The organism is Salininema proteolyticum (assembly GCF_042685645.1).
Classification (GTDB): Bacteria; Actinomycetota; Actinomycetes; order Mycobacteriales; family Micromonosporaceae; genus Salininema; species Salininema proteolyticum.
Genome location: NZ_JBHUNX010000001.1, coordinates 4,638,182 through 4,654,672 on the forward strand (window position 1 = coordinate 4,638,182; position 16,491 = coordinate 4,654,672).

General features: G+C 66.2%; 20 protein-coding genes. All 20 read left to right on the top strand.

Annotation, left to right across the window (positions count from 1 at the left end):
* Positions 1–10 precede the first annotated feature (10 nt).
* The 20 genes from ACFTE1_RS21670 to ACFTE1_RS21765 all read left to right on the top strand — a co-directional run bounded on the left by ACFTE1_RS21670 (position 11) and on the right by ACFTE1_RS21765 (position 16,426).
* Positions 11–241: a hypothetical protein gene (locus tag ACFTE1_RS21670; protein ID WP_380617611.1), complete on the top strand. Its 231-nt coding sequence runs from the start codon at positions 11–13 to the stop codon at positions 239–241.
* Positions 241–2,241, top strand: coding sequence for a phage portal protein (locus tag ACFTE1_RS21675; RefSeq protein WP_380617610.1), 2,001 nt, complete (start codon positions 241–243; stop codon positions 2,239–2,241). Before ACFTE1_RS21670 ends, ACFTE1_RS21675 begins: the two co-directional genes overlap by 1 nt.
* Positions 2,242–2,350: 109 nt before the next feature.
* A complete protein-coding gene (locus ACFTE1_RS21680; RefSeq protein ID WP_380617609.1) occupies positions 2,351–3,022 on the top strand; it encodes a hypothetical protein in 672 nt (223 codons plus the stop codon).
* Positions 3,023–3,124: 102 nt separating this feature from the next.
* Positions 3,125–4,363, top strand: a complete 1,239-nt coding sequence (locus ACFTE1_RS21685) for a phage major capsid protein (RefSeq protein WP_380617608.1) — start codon at positions 3,125–3,127, stop codon at positions 4,361–4,363.
* Between the two features lie 17 nt (positions 4,364–4,380).
* Positions 4,381–4,776, top strand: coding sequence for a hypothetical protein (locus ACFTE1_RS21690; protein WP_380617607.1), 396 nt, complete (start codon positions 4,381–4,383; stop codon positions 4,774–4,776).
* A 9-nt stretch (positions 4,777–4,785) separates the two neighbouring features.
* Complete coding sequence (locus ACFTE1_RS21695) at positions 4,786–5,013, top strand: hypothetical protein (protein WP_380617606.1); 228 nt, start codon at positions 4,786–4,788, stop codon at positions 5,011–5,013.
* Between the two features lie 6 nt (positions 5,014–5,019).
* The gene (locus ACFTE1_RS21700) at positions 5,020–5,577 is read left to right on the top strand and encodes a hypothetical protein (RefSeq protein ID WP_380617605.1); all 558 of its coding nucleotides are present in this window, start codon (positions 5,020–5,022) and stop codon (positions 5,575–5,577) included.
* Positions 5,574–5,906, top strand: coding sequence for a phage head completion protein (locus ACFTE1_RS21705; RefSeq protein WP_380617604.1), 333 nt, complete (start codon positions 5,574–5,576; stop codon positions 5,904–5,906). The genes ACFTE1_RS21700 and ACFTE1_RS21705 overlap by 4 nt, the downstream gene beginning before the upstream one ends.
* Positions 5,906–6,265, top strand: coding sequence for an HK97-gp10 family putative phage morphogenesis protein (locus ACFTE1_RS21710; RefSeq protein ID WP_380617603.1), 360 nt, complete (start codon positions 5,906–5,908; stop codon positions 6,263–6,265). The genes ACFTE1_RS21705 and ACFTE1_RS21710 overlap by 1 nt, the downstream gene beginning before the upstream one ends.
* Positions 6,262–6,675, top strand: coding sequence for a DUF3168 domain-containing protein (locus ACFTE1_RS21715; RefSeq protein ID WP_380617602.1), 414 nt, complete (start codon positions 6,262–6,264; stop codon positions 6,673–6,675). Before ACFTE1_RS21710 ends, ACFTE1_RS21715 begins: the two co-directional genes overlap by 4 nt.
* Before the next feature lie 21 nt (positions 6,676–6,696).
* On the top strand, positions 6,697–7,038 hold the full coding sequence (locus ACFTE1_RS21720) for a hypothetical protein (protein WP_380617601.1): 342 nt from the start codon (positions 6,697–6,699) through the stop codon (positions 7,036–7,038).
* 1 nt (position 7,039) lies between these two features.
* The gene (locus ACFTE1_RS21725; protein WP_380617600.1) at positions 7,040–7,474 is read left to right on the top strand and encodes a phage tail tube protein; all 435 of its coding nucleotides are present in this window, start codon (positions 7,040–7,042) and stop codon (positions 7,472–7,474) included.
* On the top strand, positions 7,474–7,872 hold the full coding sequence (locus tag ACFTE1_RS21730) for a hypothetical protein (protein WP_380617599.1): 399 nt from the start codon (positions 7,474–7,476) through the stop codon (positions 7,870–7,872). The genes ACFTE1_RS21725 and ACFTE1_RS21730 overlap by 1 nt, the downstream gene beginning before the upstream one ends.
* Positions 7,872–8,177, top strand: a complete 306-nt coding sequence (locus ACFTE1_RS21735) for a phage tail assembly protein T (RefSeq protein WP_380617598.1) — start codon at positions 7,872–7,874, stop codon at positions 8,175–8,177. Before ACFTE1_RS21730 ends, ACFTE1_RS21735 begins: the two co-directional genes overlap by 1 nt.
* Positions 8,178–8,181: 4 nt before the next feature.
* Positions 8,182–10,077, top strand: a complete 1,896-nt coding sequence (locus ACFTE1_RS21740) for a phage tail tape measure protein (RefSeq protein ID WP_380617597.1) — start codon at positions 8,182–8,184, stop codon at positions 10,075–10,077.
* A 1-nt stretch (position 10,078) separates the two neighbouring features.
* Positions 10,079–13,492 carry a hypothetical protein gene (locus tag ACFTE1_RS21745; protein WP_380617596.1) on the top strand — a complete coding sequence of 1,138 codons (3,414 nt, stop codon included), beginning with the start codon at positions 10,079–10,081 and terminating at the stop codon, positions 13,490–13,492.
* Positions 13,489–14,733, top strand: coding sequence for an alkaline phosphatase D family protein (locus ACFTE1_RS21750; RefSeq protein ID WP_380617595.1), 1,245 nt, complete (start codon positions 13,489–13,491; stop codon positions 14,731–14,733). Before ACFTE1_RS21745 ends, ACFTE1_RS21750 begins: the two co-directional genes overlap by 4 nt.
* Positions 14,734–14,742: 9 nt before the next feature.
* Positions 14,743–15,246 carry a hypothetical protein gene (locus tag ACFTE1_RS21755; protein WP_380617594.1) on the top strand — a complete coding sequence of 168 codons (504 nt, stop codon included), beginning with the start codon at positions 14,743–14,745 and terminating at the stop codon, positions 15,244–15,246.
* 17 nt (positions 15,247–15,263) lie between these two features.
* Complete coding sequence (locus ACFTE1_RS21760; RefSeq protein WP_380617593.1) at positions 15,264–16,055, top strand: peptidoglycan-binding protein; 792 nt, start codon at positions 15,264–15,266, stop codon at positions 16,053–16,055.
* Positions 16,055–16,426, top strand: a complete 372-nt coding sequence (locus ACFTE1_RS21765) for a hypothetical protein (protein ID WP_380617592.1) — start codon at positions 16,055–16,057, stop codon at positions 16,424–16,426. Before ACFTE1_RS21760 ends, ACFTE1_RS21765 begins: the two co-directional genes overlap by 1 nt.
* Positions 16,427–16,491 lie beyond the last annotated feature (65 nt).

The following is a 16,491-nucleotide window of genomic DNA, read 5'->3' on the forward strand; positions in this document are numbered from 1 at the left end:
AAGGAGGAGCATGACCGACCGATCTGCAGCGCGACGCCCGCCCGACGTGTGGTGGCGCCGCGCGCTCGCCGCCGTCGATGGCCTAGACGTCGCCTTTGCCGCCGCGCTCCTCATGACCGCCGCCGGCCTATTCATCCTATGGGGCGTCGGCGTGGCACTCCTCGGAGTCGGCGGTATCGGCCTGGCCGGATCAATCGCGCTCCTTGTCCGCAGTGACGCGGCCGCGAGGGGACGCGACTGATGGGCCTCATCCGCTCCGCCTGGACCCCCTCCAGCCTCGCCACGCCCGAACGGTGGCTCGTCGATGGCTTCGGCGGCCCCGAGACCGCCGCTGGCGTCCGGGTCGACGAGGACACCGCCAACTACTATTCGCCGTTCTTCGCCGGGGTGAACGTCATCGCCAACGACGTGGCCTCACTGCCGCTCCCGCTGTACCGCCGCATGAACCGGGGGAAGGAACGCGCCGACGACCACCCGCTCTACGAGATCCTCCACGACCAGCCGAACCCGCTCATGTCGAGCCTGACGTTCCGCCGCACCCTCCAGGGCCACGCCCTCACCTGGGGCAACGGATACGCTCATGTCGTCAACAACGGCGCCGGCCAGGTTGTCGAGCTCTGGCCGCTGCATCCCGGCCGGATCTGGCCGGAGAAGATCGCCCGTGGCAACGGGACTATCGACTTGTGGTGGCGCTACTCGGACCCCGAGAATGGCATCCAGACGCGACTCGCGCCCGACGAGGTCCTGCACATTGCGGGCCTAGGAGCGGACGGAATCCAGGGCTATTCGATCGTTGAGCTAGCCCGCAACGCTATCGGCTTGGGCCTGGCCACCGAGACCTACGGCGCCAAGTTCTTCGGCAACGGGTCGCGCCCCGGGGGCGTGCTGCGAAAGAAAGAAGGCAAGCTCTCCGACGAGGCACGCAAACGACTCAAGGTCGATTGGGAGAACCTCCACCAGGGCCTCGACGCCGCACAGAGGGTCGCGATCCTCGAGGAGGGCCTGGAGTGGCAGTCGATCGGGATCCCGAACAACGACGCCCAGTTCCTGGAGACCCGCAAAATGCAGGTGACCGAACTGGCCCGTTGGCTACGGCTCCCGCCGCACAAGATCGGTGACCTGGAGCGCGCCACCTTCAGCAACATCGAGTCGCAGCAGATCGACTACGTCACCTCGGCGTTGATGGCCTGGCTGGTCACCTGGGAGCAGTCGGTTAAGAGGACACTGCTTACCCCGACCGAACGCCGTTCGGGCCTGTTTGCTGAACACATCGTCGACTCGCTCCTGCGCGGCGACACACAGGCCCGGTTTGCCGCCTACGCGACGGCCCGCCAATGGGGTTGGATGTCCGCCAACGATGTCCGCGAACGCGAGAACATGAACGCCGTCCCCGACGGGGATATCTACCTGACGCCTCTCAACATGGTCCCCGCCGGGGAGGCAACGGCGACCTCGGGGCAGCAGTCGAAGCCCACACTCGCGGCGGCTCGCCTTGTCGCCGGACGCTCCCACGCGGCCCGCGAACGCATCGCTGAGGCGTTCAAACCCAAGATCGTCGACGCCGACGCCCGCACCGCGCGGCTGGAAAAGGCCGAAGTCTCCTCGCTCGCTCGCCGGCACCTCGGCGAGCGCGGCCGCGCGGCGGGGCGTTCGATCGCCTCGTTCATGACCGCGGTCCGTGAATTGTACGAGGGCCTGGTCACCGACCGGGCCACGAAGGCCTGGCTGCCGGTGTTCACCGTCTTCGCCGCCGAGGTGGCCGCCGACGCGGCCGCTGATGTCGGCCATGACGAAGAGATCGACCTGGACCGTTGGGTGGACGCCTACGTCTCCTCCCATATCGCCTACCGGGCTGCGGCCGCCGTCGGGGAACTCAACGGCGTCGTCTCCCGGGCCGACCGTGACGGCGAGGATGTGGCCGCGGCCGTGCTCGCCCGAATGACCCATTGGGTGGATACCCGGCCAGGCCGCACCGCCAAATGGGAAAGTCACCAAATGCTCAACGCCGCCTCCCGCGAGGCATGGAAGGCCGCCGGGATCCGACGCATGACGTGGAACGCCGTAGGAGACAACTGTCCCGCCTGTGTCGGCCTTGACGGCCGCATAGTCGGCATAGACGAACCGTTCGCTGGCACCGGCGACGAAATCACCATGGGCGAGGACGCTACGACCCGCCTGGAACACGACATGCTGCATCCGCCCTTGCACCCGGGCTGCGACTGCACTGTGGAGCCCGCATGAGAGACCACGACCACTGCGACGATGACCATGACGACCGCGAGCGCGACGAACGCCAAGAGCGGACCGCCCCGCGTGACCGCCAAATCAGGACGCCCGGGAGGGACCGATAATGCCGACCATCCACATGCGCGGCTACGCCGTGCGCGACATCGAGACCGCCGACGACGGCCCTATACCCTACGTCCTCGCCACGGAGGGACGCAAGGCCGACGGGCTCGACCTGGCCATGGGGACGGTCGATCTCGCCCGCTACGAATCAAACCCGGTACTGATGTACGGCCACGACTACGGCAGCCGCGATTCCCTGCCCATCGGGCGGGTCGACAACGTCCGCGCCGATGACGGCCGCCTCCTCGGCGATCTCGTCTTCGACCGCGGCGACGACTTCGCCGTCACCGTCGAACGCAAAATACGCGGCGGGTTCCTCAATGCCGTCTCGGTCGGCTTCGAAGCCTACGACATCGACCAGGCCGGCGTCCCCGCGCGGTGGGAACTGTTCGAGACCAGCGTGGTCCCGTTGCCGATGGACCCCGACGCCGTCGCCGACGACGGCCGCGCGCTCGCGCTCGCCCGCATGCTCGGCGGGATCGACATCGACCGCGCCGGGAAGGTGCTCTCCAAGAAGAACATGGGACTCGTCGAGGACGCCGTCACCGCGTTGAGCGCGCTCCTCGAAGCCGCCGCCTCGGAGGCCGCAGCCGAAGAGGACGACGAACCCGGCCGCGCGGCGACCCCCGCACTCGACGCCCGGCGACGCCGCTTCGAGCAGGCCGCGAACTGAGACTTCCCGCCCCGGCTGGCGGAAGACCACCACAGCCCCGGCAAGGCCCCGGCAGGTCTCGCGGACACGGCTGTATCCAACCATCACCACAAGGAGGGAATCGTGCCTACGATTCGCGAGCTTCAGCAGGAGCGTGCCAAGCTCCATGCTGAGGCCAAGGCGATCATGGACGAGGTCGACGCCGGCCGCGACATGACGCCCGACGAGGAACAGACCTATGACCGTCTCATGGACGACGCCGACCGTAAGAGCGCGGCAATTGGGCGGGCCGAGCGACTGCGAGAGGCCGAGCGTCTCGACGGCGACCGCGCCGACAGTGACGAACAGTCCGACCGAGCCGTCAGGCCCGAGGCGGGCTCCAGCGAGGTGGACGCGTTCCGTGCCTACCTCGTCGGTGGGATGCGGTCGCTCGACGAACGCCAGTCCCGCGCCCTGAACATGGGGTCCGACCCCGAGGGCGGCTACCTGGTCGCTCCCCAGCAGTTCTCGACGAGCCTGATTCAGGCCGTCGACGACGCTGTGCCACTGCGCGGCCTGGCGACGACCATGCAGCTGACGCAGGGAGAGAGCCTCGGCGTGCCTACGCTCGACACCGACCTGAACGACGCCGATTGGACGAGCGAGGTCGCCACCGGCAGCCTGGATGACGCCCTGCGCGTCGGCAAGCGGGAGTTTCGCACCAACCCTCTCGCCAAGCGCGTCAAGATCTCGCGGACGCTGCTGCGTCGCGCCGCGGTCGACCCGGAGGCGCTCGTGCGCGACCGGTTGGCCTACAAGTTCGCCGTCACCCAGGAGAAGGCGTTCATGACCGGCGACGGCAACAAGAAGCCGCTCGGCCTGTTCACCGCCTCCAACGACGGCGTGCCCACCTCACGGGACGTCGACATCAACTCGACGGGCGGTGTGCTCGACTCGAACTCGACATCGGCCGGCGGTGCCGCCGATGACCTGATCACCGCCAAGCACACGCTCAAGTCCCAGTACTGGCCGAACGCGAGCTGGCTGTTCCACCGGGACCTCCTCGCGCAGATCCGCAAGCTCCGCGACGCCAACGGACAGTACCTGTGGCAGCCCGGACTCACCGCCGACCGCCCCGACACGATCCTGGAAGTGCCGTACGTGGCCTCCGAATACGTGCCCAACACCGTCGCGAACGACTCCTACGTGGGCATGATCGGCGACTTCTCGCACTACTGGATCGCCGATTCGCTCGCTCTCGAAGTGCAGCGTCTCGTCGAGCTGTACGCCGAGGCCAACCAGGTCGGGTTCATCGGCCGGCTGGAAACCGACGGCGCACCCATCCTGGCCGAGGCGTTCGTTCGCCTCCAGATCAACGAGTAACGAAAGGAGGCCGACTCATGAGCAGGACAGACATCAAGAACAACGTCGCGGTCGCCGAATCGATCCGCGCCGACCAGCACACGGCGACCGTCACCGGCGAGAACGTCGACCTGGCCGGCTTCGACGCGGCCGCGGTCGTCTTCCAGGTCGGAACCGTCGCCAACAACGATTTCACCTTCGAAGTCCAGGAGGCCGACGACGACGGCACCGGCTCGCCCGACACCTACAGCGCCGTCGCCTCCGACGACCTCGACGGCACGGCCCCTGACGCCCCGAGCGCCAACACCGTGACCACCGTCGGCTACCACGGCATCAAGCGGTGGCTGCGCGTCGTGGCCACCAGTGGCGGCACTGGCGACGTGAACATGTGCGTCTCGGTGCTCGAAGCCAAGCCGCGGACGCTGCCGGTCTAAGGGGGGATCATGCGAATCACCATGCGGGCGTTGTACTCCACGCCAGAATGGACCGCCTCACCGGGCCAGACGATCACGGTGCCCGGCACACTCGGCCGCACTCTGATCGACCGCCGTTACGCAGTGGCCGCCGACAGCGACCCCGCCGAGACGCCGACCGAACCGGCATCGACGCCGACGCGGAAGGCCACCAAGCGGGCCCGCGGCCGTGCCACCGAGAAACCCACCGAGGAGTAGCACCTAATGGCGTGGACCACGGTCGCCGAGTTCTACCGCTACCTCCGACAGCCCGCCCCGACGTCGGGGTCGGACGAGGAGGCCGAGGCAGAGCAGGCGCTCGACGCCGCCGTTGCCGCCATCGAGGACGAGGCCGGTCAGGCTCTCGACGAGTCGACCGATACCGTCGTCCTCGATGGTTCCGGCGGGCGCGAACTCATAGTGCCGCGGTGGCCCGTGACCGCCGTCGTGTCCGTGACGCTCCTGGAGGAGTCCGACGTCCTCACCGAGGGATTCGGGGAGGACTTCACGTGGTCGAAGTCCGGAGTTTTCCACTACCTCACCGGATGCTGGCCGACCGCTCAACAGTCGATCGAGGTCGTCTACACCGCCGGATGGGCCCCTGTCCCACTGAGCCTGCGGCGGATCGCCTGGCGCCTGGCCGCCACACAGGCAGTGAACCCGACTGGTGTCGAATCCGAGAGAATCGGTGACTACCAGGTGAAATACAAGTCCGACGTGATCGCCGGGGAGCTCACCGCCGCCGATCGTCGCATCATCTCGCGATACGCGGTCCGCGAATGATCAGCCACCTTCTGAACCAGGCTCTCACCCACCAGCGGCCGACCACCGTGCCCGACGGCGCGGGCGGCTCGACGACCACCATGGTCGACCTCGCCGTGAAGGCCTGCCGCGTCTCCCAGTCCACGGCCTCCGAACGGCTCTACGGCGCGCAAGCCCAGGCCGACCACGCGCAGCCGATCTATTTCGCGCCCGGTGAAGACGTCCGCAAAGACGACCAGCTCGGCGATGACGACGGCCGCGCCTGGCGCGTCACCGCCGTGATACGGCCATCGAAAGCGGCCTACGTGCGTGCCGACGTCGAGCTGATCGAAACGAGAGGAGCGCCTTAATGCCGAAGTACCGTATCGACGTCGCCGGGTCCAATCAACTCCAGCGCCGCCTCGCCGCGCTCCCCGACGATCTCCGCGACTCGTTGAAGGGATCACTGCGGGACGCCGCGAAGTCCGTCCGCTCCGAGGCACAGGACGAGGTCCCCGTTGAATCGGGCGACCTACGCAAGTCGATCAAGTTCCGCGTCGATGGCCGCAAGCTCACCGCCACCGTCCGCGTTGAGAAGTTCTACGGCCACTTCGTCGAGTTCGGGACCACCTCACAAGAGGCGCAGCCGTTCATGCGGCCCGCATTCGAGGCCGAACGCCGACGCTTCGCCGGGCGGATCTCCGACGACGTCCGCAAGGCGCTGTCGTGATCGCCGACTCCCCGGCCGTTTCCATCCAGCAGGCCGTGTATGCGGCACTCGTCGCCGACACGGAGCTGACGCAAACGCTCGGGTTCTCCGTCGTCGATGACACCGATGCCGTCTCCTACCCGTATGTGTCGATGGGCGAGGGCACCGAGGGACCCGACAACGTCCACGACCAGTTCGGCCGAGACTGCACGATCACGCTGCACGTGTGGTCGGAGGAGGCCGGATTCACGCAGGCCAACCAGGGCGCTGCACGCGCCACGGCCGTGCTCGACCACCAGACGTTGACCCTCACGGGCCACCGCGCGGTCGCCGTCCGGTTCGCGAGCGCGACGCGCATGCGCGACCCCCGCGAACAGTTCGTCCGACACGTCGCGATCACCTTCCGCGTCGTGACCACGCAAACCAGCTAACCATCCATCTAGGAGGAAACAATGGCTGCACTCAGCACCGTCGACGTCTCCGTGGCGTCGCCGGTAAACGACCTCGACGGCGACCTTGTCTCGGCCGCTGCCGGAGGCGACACCGCCGAGGTCGCCACCTCGAACATGTTCCTGGTCGTGAAGAACGACGACGCCTCGTCGCACACGGCCACCATCGCCACGCCCGGCGCGGTCAAGGGCCTGGCTATTGACGACGTCGCCGTTACCGTAGCCGACGGTGACTATGCGATCGTGCCGTTGAGCCTCATCTTCCGTGGCTCCACCGGACGCGCTTCTATCAGCTACGACGCCGTCACCTCGGTGAGCGTCGGTGTTTTCAGGATGGTGATCTGACATGGCCGGCCGTGACGCATGGGGCACACAGTTCAAACGCGACTCCACCGGCGCCGGCGCGTTCGTCACGATCGCGTCGATCGCCGACATCTCCGGCCCCGAACGATCCCGCGAGGAAATCGAGGTCACCGCCCACGACTCCCCGGACCAGTACAAGGAGTACGTGAAGGGCCTAAAAGACGGCGGGGAGGTCACCATCACGCTGAACTACGACCCCGCCCAGTCGACTCACCGAGACCTCGACGGCGACTTCGAGGAGAACGCCCTGCTCGACTATCAGGTGGTGGTCCTGCCCGGCGACGCCGACGAGCTCACCATCGAATTCTCCGGCCTGTGCACGAGCCTGTCCGAGTCCTACCCGGTCGACGACAAGATGGAGATGGAAGCGACCTTCCGCATTTCCGGCAAGGCGACCCGAACTTACGCGGGGGCCTGATGGGAGAGCTACTCAGCAAGGACGCGATCCTCAAAGCCGACGACATCGAGCTCGCCGACATCGACGTCCCCGAGTGGGGCGGCACCGTTCGCCTCCGTGGTCTCGACGGGATGCAGCGGGCCCGCATCAACGGCACTGCGATTGCCGTGCGTGGCCAGACCGTCAGCATTAAAGCCGACGCGCTCGCGGAACAGCAATTGCGGATCGTCTGTGCCTGCCTCGTCGACGCCGACGGCAAGCAGCTGTTCACCGTCAAGGAATTCGAGAAGCTCGGTCGCAAGAGTGCCGAGGTGATCGAACGCCTCTACCAGAAGGCCTCCGAGTTGTCCGGCCTCGGCGGAGAAGCGGTGGACGACACGGCAAAAAACTCCGAGAGCACCCCGAGCGACTCTTCCTGATGAGGCTCGCGCTCGAACTCGGGTGCTCCGTCCGCGAACTCCTCACCCGCCTCACCTCCGCCGAGATCACCGAATGGATGGCGTTCGAACGAATCAATGGGCCACTTGGCGGTAAACGACACGACTACAATGCCGCACTGATCACCAAGACCATCGTCGACGCCAACTCCGGCAAGAAGCGTCGACGTCGAAAGCTGACGGACTTCCTCCTCCAATGGGGAGGTAAGAGACGCCGCCCGCAGACCGGATCCGAGATGGCAGCGAAAGCCACGGCCGCGTTCGGCATCAACGACGAGAGGAGGTGATCCCGTGGCTGTCCTCGACGAGCTCATGATCCGCATCGGCGCCGACACGAAACAGGCCGAACGTCGCATCGGTAGCCTGGAACGTACCGTCGACAAGCACATGGGCAAGATCGTCGCCCTGGGCGCGGCCGCGGGAGCCGGGCTCGGGGTGACCTTCGCCGAGGCGCTCGAACAGGAAGCGTCGAGCGATCTCCTCGCCGCCCAACTCGACCTCACCACCGCCGAGTCGGAGCGAGTCGGCGGCATCGCCGGGGAACTCTTCGCCGAGGCTTATGGCGAGAACATCGGTGAGGTCAATACCGCGTTGCGGGGGATCATCGCGCAGACCGGCGAGCTCGGCGACGTCACCGACGACGAACTCTCCGACCTTGGCGCCAACGCGTTGAGCCTCGCGAAAATCCTCGAGACCGACGTGACCCGCGCCGTCCGGGTAGCGGGCCAGGCGGTCACCGAGGGCCTCGCCGACGACATGGGCGAGGCTTTCGACCTCATCACCACCGCCAGCCAAAAAACGATGCCCGGACTCGTGGAGGAAGTCCTCGACGCCGCCGACGAGTACAGTCAGTTCTTCCGCACGCTCGGGTTCGATGGCGAACGGGCCTTCGGGCTACTCGCGGCCGCGTCAGAAGGCGGCCAGTACGAAATCGACAAGACCGGCGACGCGCTCAAGGAATTCACCGTCCTCGCCACCGAAATGTCGAAGTCGTCAGTCGAGGCGTTCGATGAGATCGGCCTGGACGCGCAAACCATGTCGAACAGGATCCTCGCCGGGGGCGACCAGGCCGCCGACGCATTCGACAAGATCGTGTCCGGCCTGCTCGCCATCGAGGACCCGAGCGACCGCGCCAACACGGCGATAGCGCTGTTCGGCACACCACTGGAGGACCTGTCGGTCCAGGACATTCCCGAGTTCCTCACCGGACTCATCAACACCCAGGACGAACTCGACAATGTCGCCGGCGCGGCAGACTCCGCCAGCGAGGTATTGAACGACAACGCCTCGACCGCCTTCACCGCCTTGGGACGCGACATCAAGCAAGACCTCATCGGCGAGCTCGAACCACTGATCCCACTCCTGGAGGACGTCGCCAAATTCATCGTCCCGCTTGCGCCGGCCTTGCTGATCGCTGCCGCGGCTGTGCTGACCATCGCGGCGGCGGTCAAGATCTGGCGCGGCATGGTCATCCTCGCGACGGTCGCACAATGGGCCTGGAACCTGTCGCTGCTGGCCAACCCGATCACCTGGATCGTGCTGCTGATCGTCGCCCTGATCGCCGCGATCGTGCTACTCGTCGTCAACTGGGACAAGGTGGTTGCAGCGATCGGTCTCGCCTGGGACTGGCTGAAGGAGAAGGCGTCGTCCATCTGGGACACGATCACGAGCATCATCAGCATGGCCTGGGAATGGGTCACCGACAAGGTCATGGGGGCATTGAGCATCATCCAAAGCTGGATCGTCGACAAGTGGAACAGCATCGTCGACTTCGTGACCGGCCTGCCGGGGCGCATCGGCAGTGCCGTCAGCGGCATGTGGGACGGCATCAAGGACGCGTTCCGATCCGCGATCAACTGGATCATCGGCGCGTGGAACGGCCTGTCATTCACCGTCCCCTCCGTCGACATGGGTCCACTCGGAGAGATCGGCGGGTTCACGATCTCGACCCCGAATATCCCGATGCTCGCCAACGGCGGCATCGTCACCAGCCCCACGCTCGCCATGATCGGCGAGGGCGGCCAGGACGAGGCCGTCGTCCCCCTGCCACGCGGCGCGAAGGACGCCTTCGGAGGAGGAGCCACGGAGATCACCATCCGCCTCGATGGCGACGAGGACCTAGTCCGCATGGTCCGCCGAGGAATCGCCGCCCGCGGCGGCAACGTCCAAACGGTGCTAGGGAGCTGACATGGCCGAAGACTTTGTAGTGGAGCTGCGCTACAACGGAACGTGGAACGACATCACCGCCGACGTCCGTGACGCTGACCCGATCGTCACCACCCGCGGCCGTCGCGACTGGGCGAACCACGCCGACCCGGCGACTTGCACCCTTAGACTCAACAACGGCGCCTCGGCGGCCGCCACCGGCCAGTTCGGCCGCTACTCACCCCGCAACCCACTCTCGGACCTGTACGGGCTGATCGGGCGGAACACGCCGCTGCGAGTCCGGTCCATTCCCCGAGCGAGCCATCTCTACGCTTCCGGCGGGACCGACCCGTGGGCCTACGCGACCACACCGGACCATTCCACGCTCGATATCACCAGCGACCTCGACGTGCGCCTTGACATCGACCCGGACTCCTGGCGCCCGACAAAGTCACGCGGGTTGGCGCGCAAATACGTGACCACCGATGACCACCGGTCGTGGGCCGTGGAGCTGGAGAACGGGGGGAACCTGTGGCTCGCGTGGTCACCTGACGGAACGCTTGGTTCCCGACTGATCGCACGGTCCACAGTCTCATTGCCAGTGTCGCAGAACCGGCTTGCGGTCCGGGCAACTTTGGACGTCGATGATGGTACGGGCGGGTGGACTGTCCGATTCTGGACGGCACCGACCATCGACGGTGCCTGGACTCAACTCGGCGACCCGGTATCCGAGTCCGGCACCACCGCGGTGCATGCGTCTACGGCACCGGTTGAAGTCGGCCGCATCGGGCCCCTCGGAGTGGAAGTGGCGCCGTTTGTGGGCCGGGTCTACGCCTTCCAGCTGTACGACGGGATTGATGGAACGCTGGTCGCCAACGCGGACTTTCGCGACCTCGACGCCGACGCGGAGAGCTTCACCGACTCGTCCGGCCGTGAATGGGATATCGAAGGCCACGCCTATATTCGGGATGACGCTACCCGCTTCGTCGGCGAGGTCGCCTCATGGCCGCCCCGGTGGGACCTATCGGGCGCTGACCAGCGGGTATCGGTCACCGCCGCCGGGATTACCCGACGGCTCCAACAGGGCGCCAAGCCTCTTAAATCGTCTCTCTTCCGCGACCTCTCCATAAGGGATGACGTCGTGGCATACTGGCCACTGGAGGAGCCTTCGGGAGCGACCCGGTTCACGTCAGGACGCCCAGGCAGCTCGTCCTACCTGATACCCCGGGACCTCCCCGAGATCGAGTTCGCCGCCGACGACTCGCTCAACGCGTCTGCCGCCCTGCCGACCATCGGAGCCTCCACGATTCTGGGCGACGTCCCTCCCTACACCGGGGCCACGGACCAACGATTCTTCTGCTACATGCGGATCCCGACCGACGGATTCGATTCGGACAGACTGATATTCAGGCTGGCCACGACCGGATCGGCTGCGCTGTGGGACATCTATTCCACCATCGGCGACGGAATCCGAGTCATCGCCTTCGACGAGGACGGCAACGAGCTCGAAAACAAGGTGGTTACCAGCGACCTCTACGGCCGCCCCAACTTCATCTCCCTACTGTTGCTGCAGAACGGCGCCGATGTCGATTGGCAGTTCGCATGGTTCCCCATTGACGACCCCTCCGCGCTGACCATGAGCGGCACGATCTCCGGTGCAACCTACGGGCGCTTCTCGAAGATCTTTGTCGGGTCGACCAACGACGTCGAAGGCACTACCTTCGGCCACCCGACGATTCTCAACGACAATGTCGACCTGATCTGGGACACGATCAAGAACTCCGGCCAAGCCTGGGAAGGCGAGACCGGGACGACCCGCCTGCAGCGGTTGGCCTCCGACGAGGACCTACCGCTCGTGCGGGTCATTGGCGACAGCGACGCTGTCGAGACCATGGGGCCCCAACGCATCGTGGCGCTCATGGATCTGTTTCGGGAAGCCGCCACCGCCGACATGGGTATCCTCACCGACTCACCCGACGCGCTCGGGATCCAATACCGAACCCGGAAAAGCCTCTACAACCAGGTCCCGAAAGTCGTCATCGACTACAGCACCGGGGTGATCGCCGACCCGTTCTCGCCCGTGGAGGACGACCAGGCTACCCGCAACGACATCACCGTCAACCGCGTCGGAGGGTCCAGCCACACTGCCCGGAAGGAGAGCGGACCGCTCTCCATCGCCGCGCCACCAGACGGTGTGGGCGTCTATGACCATTCCGAGGACATCGTCATCGACAGCGACACTCGGCTTCCCGCTCAAGCGGGCTGGCGTCTACACCTCGGCACCATCGACGCCGCACGGTGGCCCACCGTGTCTTTCAACCTTCGCAACCCGCGCATAGCGGGAACGCTGGCAGACGATCTCCTCGCCCTCCACGAAGGCGACATCATTCGCATCACCAACCTGCCTCCACAGGTGCCGCCAGGCCCCGTGGACCTCTTCGTCGAGGCCATCACCGAAACCCGATCAGCAGCAACCCACCTCATCGATTTCACCTGCTCACCAGGGGAAGCTTGGACAGTCATGGAACTCGACCACGACACCACCGGCCGGATAGACACCGCTGGATCGCAATTGGCAACGGGCGCCGACAGCACCACTACCAGCCTCGTAATCGCCACCGACTCCGGCAACCAACCATGGATTGAAATCGGCCGCGGCCTCCTACTCCCTGGCGCCGACGGCTCCTATGCCTCGACCCCCGACACCGCCAGCCTGGACATCACAGGCGACATCGACCTGCGGGTGGAGGCCACGCGCGAATCCTGGGCGGCCCCGGACACCGAAGAAGTCATGGCCAGCAAATACCGCGACTCCACGAGCGACCGGAGCTGGCGATTCAGCTTCGACTCCTCCGGGTTCCTCCATTTCCGATGGTCAACAGACGGCACCTCGGGCGCACTCGAGACCCGCTCATCCGACGCCGTGCCTGTTCCCGATCTGCAAGCGCGCCGGATCGCACTGCGCGTCACCCTCGACGTCTCCACCGGCGACGTGACGTTCTGGACGGCGTCAACCATCGACGGCTCCTGGACACAACTCGGCACCACCCAAACCGGATCGGCCACATCCATTTACGCCAGCGCCGCCGACCTCGAAGCCGGCGCCCGCGACGACGGTACCCAGACGCCATGGCACGGGACGATTCACGCCCTGCAGGTTCGCAACGGCATCGCCGGAACACTCGTCGCGGACACCAACTTCGCCGAACAGGACACCGCGACAAACACCTTCACCGACGACACGGGCCTGCCGTGGACCGCGCACGGCGACGCATCGATCGGGCCAGAGGACACGTTCGACATCACCATTGGAGGAGAGACCATGCTCGTCGAAGGCATCACCGGCGCCACCTCACCACAAACCTTCCGCGTCGTGCGCGCTCGCAACGGCATCGAGAAATCGCAGACCGCCGGGACTAGCGTCTTCCTCGCCTCGCCCCACGTGATCGCGCTATGAGCGTCGAATCCATGTGCGTCGGCGCCGTCACCGACGCCACCGCACGATTCAACGCCAAGGTCACCGACGGCACGTCTGGCATCCGCGTCCACATCGCCGACAACCCCGAAATGGCCGGCGCCGTAGCGACCGCAACCGAAACGGTCAACGGCTACACCGCCGCCACATGCGAGATCACCGGCCTCACCGCCGACACCCGCTATTGGTGGCAGGTGGAAGACTCCGGCACACTTGACACCTCGACCACGGGCCAATTCGTCACCGACCCGGCGCCGGCCGGGACACCCGCATCGTTCACCATCGGCTTGTGGGGAGACGCCGGTCTCACCCCGGCCTACCCCGGCGTCGGCACCCAAGTGCCGCATCGCTCCAGCTTCCACCCCGTCTTCGCCACCATCCGGGAACGCGCGCTCGCCGAACGATGGCGCCGCATTGTCTCCCTGGGCGACGAGATCTATTACAACCTCGGTTCCGGGTCCTTCGGCCTTTCCGCCGATGCGACCGTGTCGCAGTTCCGCGCCCAATGGGACGATATCTTCCTTCACGAGGACCGTCACGCCCTATACCGGGACGCGCCGTGGGTGTACGCCTGGGACGATCACGACTTCGGACCCAACGACTCAGACTCGACCGACCCCGGCCGCGACAACGTCACCGCCGTGTACCGCGAGCGCTGCCCGTCATACGACCTTCCCGCCGGGACCGGGTCCAACCCGATCTACCACTCCTTCAACATCGGCAGGATCCTGTTTGTCGTCTCCGACACCCGCTCCGACCGGACTGACTCAACCGTCCTGGGGGCGACGCAAACGACCTGGCTGGAAAACACCCTCAACGCATCCAACGCCGCCGCGCTCGTCTGGCTCATGCCGACACCATGGCTCGGCGAACACGCCGACTCCTGGGCCGGACACACCACTGAACGCTCCGAACTCGCCGACCTGATCGCAGACACCGGGTGGTCAGGCCGCACCACGATGCTGACCGCCGACATCCACGCCGCCGCGATCGCCTCCGGCGCCGCCAACCCATACGGAGGCTGGCCGATCACACTATGTGCGAGCGTCGACGCCACCACCTCCGGGGCGTCCGGAAGCCAGTACGACGTTTCCTGGCGCCCCGGACGAGGCCAGTATGCAACCCTCCGCGTCGACGACCTCGGCAGCGATATCGCATTGACCTCATCTATCTGCCGGGGATCACGGTCACTCGCCTGGCACACCCTGACCGTCACCACGTAGGAGACCCACATGCCGATCAACTTTCTCGCCGGCCAACGGCTCACTGCCGACGACCTCCAGGCGCTCGCCGCGACCCGGGTAACTCAGGGCACCGAACAGTCGGTGGCGTCGTCGACCACGCTCACGGACACCAGCATCGTCGTCCCCGTCAACGACCTTACCGAGATCCGTCTCCTGGTCCGGTACACCTCGCTGGGAGGCGGCATGCGCTGGGCCTGGTCCACCACGTCCGGGTCGGTCACCATGTACAACCGCTCAATCGGATCACACGGCGAATCCACGACCGGCAACGCCGCAACCGTCGCCGACATGCGGTGGCGCCAGGTCTTGACCGATGACGAGGAACAGACCGTCGACCACTTCACGACGAACACGTCCTCTCTGATCTGGGAAGACCTGATCGTCGACGGCGACGGCGAGCTGACTTTCCAGTTCGCTCAGGTGACGTCCGATGCGTCAGAAACTTCGATCCACCGCAACAGCTATGCGACGTGGCAGCGGCTCGCTGCGTGAGGGGAGACCGACCAGCTATGAACTCATGGAGACTAGCGCGCAGTCTGGAGCGGCTGCGCGACGAGATCAACGCCCTCGCGCCCGGCCGGTCGACGCGGTCGGACGGCACGATCGGCGACCGCGCCCACCAAGGCACCGCCAGCGACCACAACCCGAATGCCCAGGGTGTCGTGTGCGCCATGGACATCACGCACGACCCCGGCGCAGGCGTCGACATCGACGCGCTCACCGATCACCTCGTCCACCCCGACAACCGGCACCCGAGCGTGAAGTACGTGATCGCGAACCGGCTCATCGCCGGCATCCACACTGGCTGGTCCTGGCGCTCATACTACGGCTCGAACCCGCACACCGCTCACATGCACATCTCGGTCGGCCGCGGCCCTGACGGCCAGTCGACCGGACCCTACGACGACACCAGCACGTGGGGCATCGCTGCCCCCGCACACGATGGAAGAGGAAACGACGTGATCGGACTCAAGGTAGGTAGCGAAGGCGAGGCCGTCAAGGGCCTCCAGGCCGCGCTCCGCTACGCCGGGCACAGCCCCGGAGAAGTTGACGGCGTGTACGGCCCGAAGACCGCGGCGGCCGTGCTCGCGATGCGCAAAAGCCAGGGCTCCGGCGTCGACGATGGCGAGAACTTCACCGGCTGGGCCTACGGGCAACTCCAGATGGCCATGGCAAAACGGTACGCCGGGAAGGACGGCGCCCGCGGCCCGGCCGGGAAGGACGGCGCGGACGGCCGGGATGGGGTCCTGGAGCTCCCACGTGACGTCCAGATTTCTGGCCGCATCACCGAGGTTGACTAGTGGACCCAGCCACCCTCGCCCTGATCGGCTCCGCTGCCTCCGGGGCCGGTGCCTCCGCAGTCACCGCCTACGTAGGCCGGCGCCTCCGCCGTGCCCAAGTCCGCCAAATCACCGAGGAGGCCCACACCCAAATCTACGAAGCCTACGGCCACCTCCTCGCGGAACTCCGGACCGACCTCGAAGCCGCGCGCGGCGAAGTCGGACGCTACAGGGAAGAACTCGCCACCAGCCGCGAGCGCGGCGACCGTATGGCCGCCGAACTCAACAACCTACGATCACGCCTCGAAGCCGCAGAACTGCGGGAGGCGGCACTCGCGGCGGAGGTCCGGCAGCTCACCGATCGGGCCGACGGCGAAGCCTCCCGCGACTAGTTAGAACCTTTTATGACATCAGTTTGCAGTTGAAATGCATTCAAGTGCTTTTAGTTAAGCCATTG